Source organism: Streptomyces zhihengii, from assembly GCF_016919245.1.
GTDB lineage: Bacteria > Actinomycetota > Actinomycetes > Streptomycetales > Streptomycetaceae > Streptomyces > Streptomyces zhihengii.
Window position 1 is genome coordinate 225,215 of sequence record NZ_JAFEJA010000003.1, and the last position, 13,139, is coordinate 238,353.

The window sequence follows — 13,139 nt, forward strand, 5'->3', positions numbered from 1 at the left end:
CCATCGCACTCCGAGGGGCGTCATCCCGAGCCTCCGGCAACTGAACACCTGGATCTGAGTCCCGCTAATGCCGGGGCTCAGCCGGTCGCGCCCCTACGACGCCTGCCGGCGAACACAACGAGCCGCTACGAAGTACCAGGAGCCATCATGACCACCAAGCGACGCAACAGAGGACTCCACCTCCGTGCAGGGGCTGCCGCTGTAGCCCTCGCTGCCCTTACTGCGGGGTGTTCTGGAGCCGGGGGATCGGGAAGTACCTCGTCGGGCGGCGGGGCTCTGAACGTCCTGATGGTGAACAACCCGCAGATGGTCGAACTGCAGAAGCTGACCAGTGCGCACTTCACGAAGGAGACCGGCATCAAGGTCAACTTCACCGTGCTTCCCGAGAACGATGTCCGGGACAAGATCAGCCAGGACTTCTCCAACCAGGCCGGTCAGTACGACGTGGCGACCATCAGCAACTACGAGGTGCCGTTCTACGCGAAGAACGGATGGCTCCACGCCCTGGACGACTACGCCAGCAAGGACTCCAGTTTCGACCAGGGCGACATCCTTCCTCCTCTGCGAGAGTCACTGACCGCCGCGGACGGCAAGCTGTACGCCGAGCCGTTCTACGGAGAGTCGTCGTTCCTCATGTACCGCAAGGACATCTTTGAGGCCAAGGGTCTCAAGATGCCTGACAAGCCCACCTGGACGCAGGTCGCCGATCTCGCAGCCAAGGCAGACGGCGCGCAGAAGGGCATGAAGGGCATCTGCCTGCGCGGACTGCCCGGCTGGGGTGAGGTGATCGCCCCACTCACGACTGTCGTCAACACCATGGGCGGAACCTGGTTCACGAAGGACTGGGAGCCCCGACTCGACGCCCCCGAGTTCAAGAAGGCCACCCAGTTCTATGTCGACCTCGTGCGTCAGCACGGCCAGTCCGGCGCCGCCCAATCCGGGTACGCCGAGTGCTTGAACAACATGACCCAGGGCAAGACGGCCATGTGGTATGACGCCACAGCTGGCGCGGGATCCCTTGAAGCGTCCGGATCGCCGGTGAAGGGCAAGATCGGATACGTGCCAGCTCCGGTCGAGAAGACCGCCAGCTCCGGCTGGCTGTACACGTGGGCCTGGGGCATGCAGAAGGCATCCACGAAGTCGGACGATGCTTGGAAGTTCATATCTTGGGCATCGAGCAAGAAGTACGAGGAGCTCGTCGGGGAGCAGGTCGGCTGGGCGAACGTACCCGCCGGCAAGCGCGCGTCCACCTACCGCAACACCGACTACCTCGCCGAATCCGCAGCATTCGCTGAGGTCACCGAGAAGGCTATCGCCGCTGCGGACCCGGTGAACCCCGGTACCCAGCCGCGTCCTGCCCCGGGTATCCAGTTCGTTGGCATCCCGGAGTTCACCGACCTCGGCACGAAGGTGTCTCAGGAGATCAGTGCTGCCATCGCCGGTCGTCAGACCGTTGACGAAGCACTCAAGAAGTCCCAGGCCCTCGCTGAGAAGATCGCCGAGGAGTACCGGTGAGTACGCCGCTGAACACGCAGGCGCCCAGGACAGCCAAGCCCTCTCACACCGCTCCCGGACCTCGACGCCCCGCCCGTAGCGGACGGCATGGCAGCGTGCGCATGCGAGCGTGGGCGACTCGGGCCCCCCTGCTTCCGGCACTGATCTTTCTCATCGCCGTGACGCAGCTGCCCTTCGTCGTGACTCTCGTGATCTCGCTCTTCGACTGGAACTCTCTCGCTCCAGACGACCGTGCCTTCACCGGGCTGTCGAACTACGGCTCTGTCTTCACCGACCCCGCCATCCGTGAGTCCGTCCTCACCACAGTGGTCCTCACCGCCAGCGTGGTCATCGCGAGCGTCGTCTTGGGCCTGATCCTCGCGCTGCTTCTGAACCGCACCTTCTTCGGCCGAGGCATGGTGCGCACCCTGCTCATCACACCCTTCTTGCTCGTTCCCGTCTCCGCGGCACTGCTGTGGAAGCACGCCTTGTACAACCCGGAGTACGGGCTGCTCAATGGCGGGCTGAACTGGGCAGCCAGCCTCGTTGGCATCGACACAGCAGCTCAGCCTGACTGGATCTCCGATATGCCCCTGCTCGCCGTCGAGGCAGCGCTGGTGTGGCAGTGGACGCCCTTCATGATGCTGATCCTGTTGGCCGGACTCCAGAGTCAGTCCGCGGAGACCCTGGAGGCCGTCCGGCTGGACGGCGCCTCCGGCTGGCAGACGTTCCGCTACCTGACACTGCCGCACCTGCGCCGCTATCTCGAGCTCGGCATCCTGCTCGGATCGGTGTACATCGTGCAGAACTTCGACGCCGTCTTCACCATCACGTCCGGTGGCCTCGGTACAGCGAACCTGCCCTACACCATCTACCAGACCTTCTACCAGGCCCACGAATACGGATTGGCGTCCGCCGCAGGAGTCGTCGTCGTCATCGGCACTATCGTCGTCGCGACCTTCGCGCTCAGGGTGGTCTCCTCCCTCTTCCGTGAGGAGGCAAGCCGCTCATGAGCACCGCCACCCCACCCGTCCGCCACCAGATGCCCCCCGCGGCCCGGAAGGCACGACGTCGCTCTGCGGTCCTGGGCGTAGTCACTTGGATCGCCGGCATCGCCTTCTGCATGCCAGCACTGTGGATGCTGCTCACCTCCTTCCACTCGGAAGCCGACGCAGCCACCAACCCACCTTCCCTGGCCGCCTCCCTCACCCTCGACGGCTACCGGCAGTTCTTCAACGGGGGAGGAGGCGCAGAGCCCTGGCCGCCACTGATCAACTCTCTTCTGGCGTCCACCCTGTCAACGGTGCTCGTGCTGGTCCTCGCACTTCCGGCTGCCTACGCCCTGTCCATCCGACGGGTCCCCAAGTGGACTGACGTCATGTTCTTCTTCCTCTCCACCAAAATGCTCCCCGTGGTCGCAGGTCTGCTGCCCATCTACCTGTTCGCCAAGAACGCCGGCATGCTCGACAATGTCTGGCTGCTGGTCATCCTCTACACATCGATGAACCTCCCTATCGCCGTGTGGATGATGCAGTCCTTCCTCGCAGACGTCCCTGTCTCCATCATTGAGGCTGCTCAGGTTGACGGCGCTCGTCTGCCGACCGTTCTCGCCCGTGTCGTTGCGCCCGTCGTAGGCCCCGGGATCGCCGCCACTGCGCTGATCTGCTTCATCTTCAGCTGGAACGAGTTGCTCTTCGCGCGGGTTCTCACCGGCGTCGTGGCTCAGACCGCACCCGTGTACCTGACCGGATTTGTGACCAGCCAAGGACTCTTCCTTGCCCAGCTGTGCGCTGCCTCGGTCATCGTTTCTCTGCCGGTACTCGCCGCCGGCTACGCCGCCCAGGACAAGCTCGTCCAGGGCCTCTCACTTGGAGCAGTCAAATGAGGGCAGCGATCATCGAAGCCCCCGGCAAGGTCTCGGTCACCACAGTGCCCGATCCCACTCCTGGCCCTCGTGACGTCGTCGTAGAGGTCGCCTCTTGCGGGCTCTGCGGTACCGATCTGCACATTCTGCAGGGCGAGTTCGCACCCACGCTGCCCATTGTGCCGGGGCACGAGTTTGCCGGAGTGGTCGTAGGCATCGGTGCCGACGTCACCGAAGTCGCCGTCGGGGATCAAGTCGCCGTTGACCCCTCTCTGCCCTGCCACGAATGCCGGTTCTGCCGATCGGGCCGCGGCAACCTGTGCGACCGGTGGGCCGCGATCGGAGTCTCGGTGCAAGGAGGCGCAGCCGAGTATGCAGTCGCTCCCGTGGCCAACTGTGTGCGCCTACCTGAGCACGTTAACGTCAGGGATGCGGCCCTGATCGAGCCACTGTCCTGCGCCGTTCGCGGGTACGACGTGCTGAACAGCACCCTCGGTGCCGAGGTACTGATCTACGGATCGGGCACCATGGGGCTGATGATGCTGGAACTCGCGAAGCGCACCGGTGCTGTCGGAGTTGACATCCTTGATGTCAATCCACAGAGACTCGCAACGGCCAGCGTCCTTGGCTGCTCCCGAGCAGCATCCAGCGCGGACGAACTGGACCGTCCCGGAGGCTGGGATGTCGTCATCGATGCCACGGGCAACGGAGGAGCGATCCAGGATGGTCTGGGTCGCGTCGCCAAGGGGGGCACATACCTGCAATTCGGCGTGGCTGATTACGCCACCACGGCCGTCATCGAGCCCTACCGGATTTACAACCAGGAAATCACCATCACGGGCTCGATGGCCGTGCTGCACAGCTTCGAACGCGCCGCCGCCCTCTTCGCTTCTGGCGTCCTCGATCCTGCCGTCTTCATCAGCGACCGGCTCCCCCTGGAGCAGTACCCGCAGGCCATCGAACGCTTCCAGGCCGGCGTAGGACGTAAGATCGTGGTCGAACCGTGACACTCGACGCCGGCTCCACTCTGGTCATGGGCGAGGCCCTTGTGGACCTCGTGCCAGCTTCCGGTGAAAAGCAGCTCTACCGCGCCCAGCCGGGCGGCGCACCCGCGAACGTCGCAGTCGGCCTGGCCCGGCTCGGAGGGCGCTCCCACTTTGCCGGCGGAATCGGCGCAGACGGCTTCGCTCAGCAGCTTGAACAGTGGCTCACCGGCTCGGGAGTCGACCACTCACTGTGCCGACGCTCGCTTCTGCCCACTGCCCTTGCAGTGACAGACCCGGGGCACGACGGCAACGCCTACCACTTCCACACCGAACGTACCGCGACATTCGACCTCTCGGACCTGTCCCCAGAAGTGCACCGCTTCGATGCTGTGTACGTCGGGGGGCTCGCAGCGATACTCGAGCCTGCTGCGTCCGTCGTTGCCTCGACGGCACGCGCTGCCGCCAGCCGCAGCTTGCTCGTGGTCGACCCCAATGTGCGGGAAGACCGTGGCGTGGATGCACAACGCAGTCTCAAACGACTGCGCACACTGTGCGAGGAAGCCGACGTCGTGAAGGCCAGTGATGAAGACATCGCTCGGTTGTGGCCTGACCGAGACCCTGAAGCCAGCTGCCGCAGGCTCGCCAGCGGCGGCAGATTGGTGGTCATGACTCGAGGAGCCCGAGGAAGTACTGCCTACGCGCTGGCTCGTGAGCCGGTGTCCGTTCCGGCAGCACGCGTAAAGCTCGTCAACTCAATCGGCGCCGGGGACGCCTTCATGGCTGGTGTGCTCACGTGGCTCTCAGCCCACGCATGGCGGCTCGACCTGCCCGCAGGTCAGACGAGCGCCATGCTCGCCTATGCATCCCGTGTCGCAGGGTCTGTCTGCGCCCAGTCAGGGACTGAGCCCTCCATGTCTCACAGGCTCTGAAACTGGACGCAGTGTTCCTCAAGGCTGGGTCACTCCTTGGATGTGGGGTGGCCCAGCTACCGTTGAGGGACCGCGATGTACCGGATCCACCGTGGGGCGCAGCCCACGGTGGATCTGCGGTTGTGGAGGCAGAGTTCGTCTGCAGGTCCTGGGTGACGCTCGGAGGGCCGACGCCAGTCGCGGGAGGGAGGATCGCGATGCTGAATGCCGCAGGTCTGGTACCGAGGCGAGCGCGCTTCAGCCCGCACGACGCGTCATACGACCTTCCGCGCCCTTGTCACCAGCGAGGCAACGCGCTCATTACTCGTTTGGCCCGATGCCAACCTGCTCCTCGCCGCATAGTGGGGCCGGGTCACGGTTCTGAACAGGCCCAAGCCTGCACTGGCACATTTCACCAGCCGCTTCGGTTGGCCGATGGAGTCTGCGAACCGTCGTCTTGATCGCGGCGCAGGTGTCTTGCCTGTGCAGGTTTGGTCCCAGCGGCAAGAGTGACCTGAGCACAGCACGGCGCGAAAGCCCGGCCGCCTGCCCCCGCTCACACGTCGGATCCGGCCGGGGCTGTGATGCGGCAAGATCACCGTTGTGACGCTGACGATTCCCTGTGTCTGTTGCGGCCATCTGACCCTGAGCGAGCCGCCCGGCTCGTACGAGATCTGTCCGGTGTGCTTCTGGGAGGACGATCGTGTGCAGCTGCGCTGGCCAGACTGGACTGGCGGAGCGAACAGGCCATCCTTGATCGAGGCCCAGGTGAACTTCACAGACTTCGGGGCCTGCTAGGAACGGTTCGTGACCAGGGTCCGGCTGCCTCAGGACGACGAGCCGCTGGATCCCAACTGGCGCCCCATCGCTCCGGGGCGAGACCGCTTCGAACCCCATGGCAGACAGGAGGCACCCTGGCCAGACGACTGCGCGGTCCTGTACTGGTGGCGCTATCGAGACGCTGGATCTTGGCGGCGCAGCAGCTGAGATGGCCAGCCGGCTTCGCCAACCAACCGTCTGAGGAATCCGTCGAGGATCTGCTCGCGCGACCTGTTTCCTTGGCCGCCGCGTCGTCTCGCTCGCGGCCGGGGGTGCGCTGGAATTCGATCCTGGTGACGAAAAACGTGCATCACTCACAGATCCACTCGACGCGGCAGTCCATCTCAACGGGATGAGCACGGTAGCCGCGGCTCACATCGGCTAACGCTGGCTGGCGTCCCTGCTCACGGCCTGAGCCGGTTGTGCTGCGGGTCGAAGCAGATCAGCCCCATGGATTCCGCTACGGCTGCCGCGTAGGCCGACGCTTCTGCGGCCATGTTCCACCGTATGGGGAAGTAGATCAGCGGGCCACTGGCTTCGCTGATCAACGGCCCAGTCGACCAAGGCGAGGTGTCTTCCTCGTCCTCGATGAGTTCGCACCACCGCTCAAGCAGCGCGGCAACATAGGCCGCTATACGTTCGGACGGAGGCTCATCCACCTCGCCGCCTATGTAACGGTCGTACAGGTCGTTGAAGAATCGGGCGGCGGCCCTGTCGTCCGCCGGCCTCTCGCCTTCCCAGACGGCCAGGTCGTAGCTCATGCCCCGGACATTCTCACACCGCACTGACACCCATCTGCCCGGTCATCGGCACAACCTCCAACCACAGGAAACGACCTATTAGGTCCAACGGTCGGCCGTCTCAGGACTGCGGATCTTGTCAAAGTCGTTCGGTGTTCGCCTCGGTGCCTGACGACTACACCAGACCGGCTTCGGGTTGGCTCCGCTGGGAAGGTGCTCGACGTCCGGGTGGACTGTCCCTTGATGATGGGAAGTGGCGTCGGCTGCGGCTCAGAACGAGCGGTGGGTGACCTTGAGGTGCAGCCGCTCCCAAGGACCGGGTGGTGGCAGTGCCATAGAAGCGTTTATCGGCTGCGCCGCCCGGCGGGTGCTTCGGGTGCTGGGCTGTCCGAAGACGAAGGTGCCGCCGTGGCTGCGGTAGACGGCCCCCGGTCTGAGGCTGCCGCGAGGGTACAAACCTGTGCAGGACGCGGTCCAAGCGGCTGGCTAGCACCTGCACCGGCAAGTCCCGCAGAACGTGAGCCAGCCGGTGCGCGTCGTGCCCAGCGTCCGCGATGACAAAGCCGCCAAGCTCTCCGGTCTGCCCCCTGACCTAGAGTGATCAGCCGCCAGACCAGCGCGCCCAACTCTCGGGCGATGACGTAGTGGTGCGTTCCCCGAGTACCAGGCGAAGCACGTCCAGAGGTGGGGCCGTGCCCGAGCGCACAGACGGATGTGTCACCAGATCCGCTGCAGTGACACGTGAACGTCCGGCCACAGTGAGCACGTGACATAGCCGGCCAGGAGCAGCCAGCTGTCCGCCGACCGGGGCACGGGCGGGCCAGGGCTCGCCGCAGCCGGTCTGTGTCGAGCCGGCCTTAGGCGACCGTGAGCAGAGGCCCCTCTGCGCGCGGCGCTGTTCGCCCACCAGTGACAGCGCGGCCAGTGATCTCACCGATCCTGTACAGAACTGCGAGCGCGAGGCAGAGCGTTCGAACGCGTGGTGAGGGAGGAGAAGTCTGCGCCGCAGGCCATCGGACATCGGACGTGGATGCCTTTGTTGACCCAGAGCGGTAGTCAATCGCGCATGTAGCTCTAGGGACTGGGCCCCTCCAGCAGAGATGGCTGGTGCTGGGGCAGCTCCCGTACCCACTGCTGAACCATCGAGGGATCGGCCACACGTCCATTGGCCATCCCTAGTCGCTGCGATGGCAAATGTCAGTGATGGCGCAGTGCGCAAGGCAATAGGGGGCTGAGCCTCGACTGACAAGCTCACCGCCTGGCTGTCCCAGAAGGAATCCGTTGTCACCTCACGCCGCTTACATTCGCTGAATCGTTCCACAAAGCAAATCGACGATACAGGCTATGCCTTCAGCTCCGTTCCTGCAGCTTCCAGTGAGCGGCCAGTGAACTCGGTACGTTTAGGAACGTGTTGGCGATGAGTCGGGCAGACATAGGAGGGTGCGGCCACGTTCGGCTGCGGGATCCTAAAATGTCGAATCGTACCCATCCTGCAAGCACGCGGTCGTGTGGGCTTCAAGGAGATGCGCCAACATGAGCTGGATCGACGACCTCCGACATTCTGATCCGGACGGACAGCCCGCGTACTCAGAACCAGATGACGGCGATCCGCGCATGCAACGCCCGCCGCGACCTGCGGCACGGATCGTACCAACAGGGGGCAGGGGAATCTCTCTCGACCGATTGCGAGTAGCCACTTCTTATGGCACGCGCTACGCGTCATCTAGGAGCATCGCGACTGCCGCGCTTGAGTCCGGGCGGCTGGGGAACGGATTGCAAAATAGCCGTGATACGCGTTTCAGTATCACGTCAGACTTGGCGAGTCTGCATCTGTACTTGACCGGAGAGTGGCAATGGCTCGACGCTGCAATGTCGGAAGGGAAGGAGGGCGCGCATATTTCGCTCGCCCGGTGTGTGGCCTCAGGGCTCTGCAGACTTCCTCAATTTCGCGGCCTCGCTGTGGTCCCCACTCCGACTGCGCAAGTGGCGGACTGGTACAAGAAGCATCGATACGTGACTGAGCGTGGATTTTGGTCAGCGTCTGCGTCTGCCGTCAGCAATATTGCATCCGGATTCCTCATATGGTCGCTCACTGCGCGAAACACATCAGCGGTTGACCCGAGTTCCCCGGACCGGGTGGTTTTTATGCCAGGCACTCGATTTAAAGTGCTGCAAGTAGGACGCGGGCGCCATCCCGTTGTTCTTATCCGTGAACTCTTTCCACAGGAGGCGCACGATACCTTCGACCGTGACAATACCGCACTCACCGCGCTGGATGATGGTATCGCAACCGAGATAGCCAGCAGAATAGGTGGGGTGAATGTCGCTGCCTCAGAAACTGTGGCACAAGGCGGCCCTCCCGCGCGAGCTCCCGGGATGAAAGTGGCACTTGCTCCTGCGGACCCCATTTAGCGAGTGGGGCCGTAGTGTCACCATGGCCATCAAGGGAATCCCGGTATTGCTGCCCCTCACGGCAAGTCAGCACCCTGTATGCGTCCGGAGCGGTGAACGTCAGTGCTGTCAAGCAGCACTGAAGAGAGGGTCCGCGTATAACGGTGAGCCTCGCCGAAGTCGCATATCACCTGAAATGTAAAAATACAAATTTTCATGCGAAAAATCCATTTTGGGTCATTTATACTCTTTCGATCCGATTGAGTGCGGCTGTCAAGAACCTGAATCGCAGCCCAACGAGCCCGGCCGACTAAGCGGGCACCAAACGGACATTCGTGAGAGAGATTCGGGCGGTGCGATTTCTCGCGAACCCACCTAAGGTTTCTCTGACGCAGACCCCTGTCAGGGCCTGCGGATGGAAACCACCGTCTCTGGATGAGGATCTGGTTTCCAACGTCACACCCTCGCCATGATCTGGCGTCGGGGTGACACAGATGGCTGGACACTGCCCGCACTGGATGCAAGGCGGCAGTTGCCCCAGCCTTGCACTGGGCGTGGGGGCCCGTGTGCGAGTGGTCTCCCGGGCCGGCACGTGATGCGACGTCCGGCCCGGGAGCTGCCGCAGAACGCGCGCTTAGGTGATCTCGCTTACAAAAGGGTGTTAGGCGTTCAAAGGAAGCCTCGGCAGTCCCGCGTCCCTCGCTGTAAGGCAGCCCTTTGCCGCAAACAGGCGATGAAAATGCGGTGCTTGTGCTAATCGAGAAGCGATTGGCTTTCTTGTGGACACGGTTTCCCTGTGTTGATGCTTTGAGTTCATAAGGGACGAGTGTAGAGCGCGATCGGTCATTGGAGCTGTATGTCGGAAGCAAATTCTTCGGCGCCTGATTGGTCGAACGAAAAGCGGCTGACTAGCGGGGACTCGATGAAATCGTCCATGCAATCGGCAGAAGATGCAGATTCGAAGGATGTAATTGCGTCTGAAGAGTCCGCTACCCGACGTCGATGGAGCGCCGGTCTGCCCAGAGTGGCCACTGTTCATGTTCGTGGCGAGGATGCCCTGACACGGGCAGGCTTGTCGCGCCATCTCGTGCTGCTGCCGTGGCTGATGGAGATAGAAGCGGACGTAACACAAGCTGCTGATGTCTGCGTCTTCGGAGTGCGCGGAACTGGAGAATCTCTTCCTACTTCATTGAAGCGGATTTCGTGCGGTCCAAAATGCCGCTTTGTGCTCCTTGTTGATGATGCGTGGGAAACGGATATATCTTCTGTCGTCCACCTAGGAGTGCGTGCAGTGCTGTGGCGGTCTAAGTTTTCGCCAAGAGGCTTCGAATCGGCGATAAGGTCAGCCGTAGAAATGTCAGACCTCACCGATTCTTCCCGCGATGCTCTTGTGCGTAAAATATCGCAAACGCGGCGCCAAATGCTAAGTCCCGGCGATGGCGTCACTGGGTTTACCGCTCGAGAGATTGATGTCCTTCGATTCCTTGCTGCGGGCATGGATCTGGAAAAGATATCCGCAGCGATGTCGTACTCGGAGCGAACTATAAAGAACATACTCTACGGGGCCATGAAAAGGCACAAGCTGCAGAATCGAACGCATCTTGTCTCTTATGCTATTCGGGCGGGTCTTATATGACTCTCGACGCATGAAAGCAAGGTGCATAGTTGCGCCTTGCTTAGACCGTGTGCTATGTGGTGAGGCGTCGTTGAACTCGACATGGCGCGGGGTACGTGGAGTTGGATCCGGACTGCCTGTGGGAGATCGCGAAGCCGCTGATCCCACCGTCGAAGGTGCGGCCGCAGGGCGGCGGAACGCAGGGCACCCCTGATGAGACGCTGTTCGCCGCCGTCATCTACGTCCTGGTGTCCGGCTGCGCCTGGCGGGCGTTGCCACCCTGCTTCGGGATATCGAAGCCGACCGCCCACCGGCGGTTCCTGATCTGCTCGCGAGCCGGTGTCTGGGGCCGCCTGCACGAGGCCGTGCTGCACCGGCTCGACGACGTCGGCCTCCTCGACGTCACCCGCGTCGTCCTCGACACCGCCCACGTCAGGGCAAGAGAAGGGGTGAACACACAGGTCCGAGCCCCGTGGACCGGGGCAAGCCGGGTTCCAAGATGCACGTCCTGTCGGACGCGAACGGACTGTCCCTCCTCGTCGGCGTCTCCGCCGGCAAAACCCACGACAGCGAAGGACTGAAGCCGATGGTGGAGGGTCACCAAACGAGACACGACCCCCACCGCGGCTGCTACTTCAAGCCCCGGCGCCTGCACGTCTACAAAGCCTACGACCGTGCCGACCTGCGCAGATGGCTCCGCGGGAAGCCCATCGGCGTGCGCATCGCCCGCAAAGGCGTTGAGTCCGGCGAGCGATTGGGGCGCCGCAGATGGGTCATCGAGCGGACGATGTCCTGGCCGTCCGGCTACCGCCGCTTGAGCCCTCGCTACGAACGCGATCCCCGCAACTACCTGGCCTTTCTCGGCCTTGCCGCCACCCTGTGCTGCTACAAGCGACTCATCCGCCTCACCACGTAGGACACGGTCTAGGACCGGTCCCGTCCGGCAGAAGCTCTGCCGGGCGGTCGAGCCCGAGATGTGGCTGATCGACGACGTGTCGTATCCCAAGTGGGGTACGGCTTCGGCCGGCGTGGCCCGGCAGTACTGCGGGGCGCTCGGGAAGCGGGCGAGCCAGGTCGCGGTCAGTGTCCATGCCGCCACCGACAAGGCATCGTGCCCGCTGGACTGGCAGTTGTACTTGCCGCGGGAAGGGCGGACGAGCCGGACCGCTCCCGCCCGGCGGGGGTGCCGGAGGAAGCCGCGTTGGCCACCGGGAGAAGTGGCGCCTGACTCTCGGCGCCCCCTGGACACGCTCATATGGGCTTCACCACGGCGACTACCTGTGGGCTCTCAGCGACGTCTACCCGATGCCAAAGCCCACTACTGGTGGCGACGTGACGACCACCTGGACTGGCACGCCGCTGGCCAGCGCAGTCCGTTCAACCGGACGCTAGGCCAACTCCACCGCTGCCTCAGGACGCCGCCTGTTCGATCAGCACACCGTGTTCCCGGCGCGGCGCGCCCCAGCACCGGCAGGGGCGTAGGCGCTCTCGCTCACGACTCACCGCTACAGAAGGTTGCTTTGCAGAGTGCATCAATCACAGGATGATCGGCTGGTCCGCACTCCACGACGCCTACGGTCCGGAACTTGAAATTCCCGGGCTGCTGGACAGAGCCATCGGTCGTGACCAGGAGGCCGTTGAAGGGCTTTGGGGGCGCTTGTGCCACCAGGGGGCGATTTACCCCGGCGAGCATCGTCGCGCTACCGCACCTGGCGGGTATAGCCAAGACCGAGGACGCCGGAGACTCGGCGCTCGATCTGGCTGGAGCCATAGCGGGTGGCCTCCTTCAATCCCACGGCGCCGACGAAGAAGTCGCCCGCTGTGCGACGGCCTTGGCCGAGCTGAGCGCCACGGCCGCCGCGCGGCTGCGGACTGGACTTGACGGGAAGACTTACCTGAGCCGGCTGCGAACCATCCTTGCGTTCGACGGCCAGCCCTTGTGGTTCGAGGGCCTGGATGACTTCACAGATTCCTTCGTCTGCGTCGCTTGTCCGCATTGCGACGCACTGGTGACGATCGCGGTCGGCGACTACGGCTGCTACTCCTCGATTCGGGACTGGAATCTCGGGGATGTCCATCAGGACCCGCTCCGGCCAGCCGTCCCGCGCGAGCTCACCGGCACCGGGAGGATGTTGCATGAGTCGGCCGTACGGGATGGCCAGCAACGGCTCGCCTGGGGCCTGACGCACCTGTTCGGTCGGGCGGAATGCCCAGGATGCGGGAGTGCCTTCGGCATCGCAGACGAGTACGCAGCCGCCAATGCACTCGCCCTAGGGGACTTCGCCCGAGACCACATCAAAGACGCATTCTGATGACCACTTG

Annotated in this window: 9 protein-coding genes and 2 pseudogenes; 10 read left to right on the forward strand and 1 reads right to left on the reverse strand. The window is 63.5% G+C overall.

The window, feature by feature from the left end; all coding sequences use genetic code 11:
• Positions 1 to 147 precede the first annotated feature (147 nt).
• The 6 genes from JE024_RS38880 (at position 148) to JE024_RS42220 (ending at position 6,050) form a co-directional block, all read left to right on the forward strand.
• Positions 148 to 1,515, forward strand: a complete 1,368-nt coding sequence (locus JE024_RS38880) for an ABC transporter substrate-binding protein (protein ID WP_205378698.1) — start codon at positions 148 to 150, stop codon at positions 1,513 to 1,515.
• 8 nt (positions 1,516 to 1,523) lie between these two features.
• Complete coding sequence (locus tag JE024_RS38885) at positions 1,524 to 2,507, forward strand: carbohydrate ABC transporter permease (protein WP_372449926.1); 984 nt, start codon at positions 1,524 to 1,526, stop codon at positions 2,505 to 2,507.
• Positions 2,504 to 3,379 (forward strand): carbohydrate ABC transporter permease, encoded by an 876-nt coding sequence (locus JE024_RS38890; RefSeq protein ID WP_205378699.1) that lies wholly within the window; start codon positions 2,504 to 2,506, stop codon positions 3,377 to 3,379. Before JE024_RS38885 ends, JE024_RS38890 begins: the two co-directional genes overlap by 4 nt.
• Positions 3,376 to 4,365: a zinc-dependent alcohol dehydrogenase family protein gene (locus JE024_RS38895; protein WP_205378700.1), complete on the forward strand. Its 990-nt coding sequence runs from the start codon at positions 3,376 to 3,378 to the stop codon at positions 4,363 to 4,365. Before JE024_RS38890 ends, JE024_RS38895 begins: the two co-directional genes overlap by 4 nt.
• On the forward strand, positions 4,362 to 5,273 hold the full coding sequence (locus tag JE024_RS38900; RefSeq protein WP_244883701.1) for a PfkB family carbohydrate kinase: 912 nt from the start codon (positions 4,362 to 4,364) through the stop codon (positions 5,271 to 5,273). Before JE024_RS38895 ends, JE024_RS38900 begins: the two co-directional genes overlap by 4 nt.
• Before the next feature lie 582 nt (positions 5,274 to 5,855).
• Positions 5,856 to 6,050 (forward strand): CPCC family cysteine-rich protein, encoded by a 195-nt coding sequence (locus JE024_RS42220; RefSeq protein ID WP_307840745.1) that lies wholly within the window; start codon positions 5,856 to 5,858, stop codon positions 6,048 to 6,050.
• Between the two features lie 425 nt (positions 6,051 to 6,475).
• On the opposite strand, the gene JE024_RS38910 is transcribed toward JE024_RS42220, so the two are convergent.
• Positions 6,476 to 6,832 (reverse strand): hypothetical protein, encoded by a 357-nt coding sequence (locus JE024_RS38910; protein ID WP_205378701.1) that lies wholly within the window; start codon positions 6,830 to 6,832, stop codon positions 6,476 to 6,478.
• A 3,292-nt stretch (positions 6,833 to 10,124) separates the two neighbouring features.
• On the opposite strand from JE024_RS38910, the gene JE024_RS38915 reads away from it, so the two are divergent.
• The 4 genes and pseudogenes from JE024_RS38915 (at position 10,125) to JE024_RS38930 (ending at position 13,129) form a co-directional block, all read left to right on the forward strand.
• Positions 10,125 to 10,838: a response regulator transcription factor gene (locus JE024_RS38915; RefSeq protein WP_205378702.1), complete on the forward strand. Its 714-nt coding sequence runs from the start codon at positions 10,125 to 10,127 to the stop codon at positions 10,836 to 10,838.
• Between the two features lie 81 nt (positions 10,839 to 10,919).
• A pseudogene (locus tag JE024_RS38920) lies at positions 10,920 to 11,733 on the forward strand (IS5 family transposase).
• Positions 11,734 to 11,791: 58 nt separating this feature from the next.
• Positions 11,792 to 12,050: pseudogene (locus JE024_RS42630) on the forward strand (transposase); the annotation flags it as partial.
• 389 nt (positions 12,051 to 12,439) lie between these two features.
• Positions 12,440 to 13,129 (forward strand): hypothetical protein, encoded by a 690-nt coding sequence (locus JE024_RS38930; RefSeq protein WP_205378703.1) that lies wholly within the window; start codon positions 12,440 to 12,442, stop codon positions 13,127 to 13,129.
• The last annotated feature ends 10 nt before the right edge of the window (positions 13,130 to 13,139 follow it).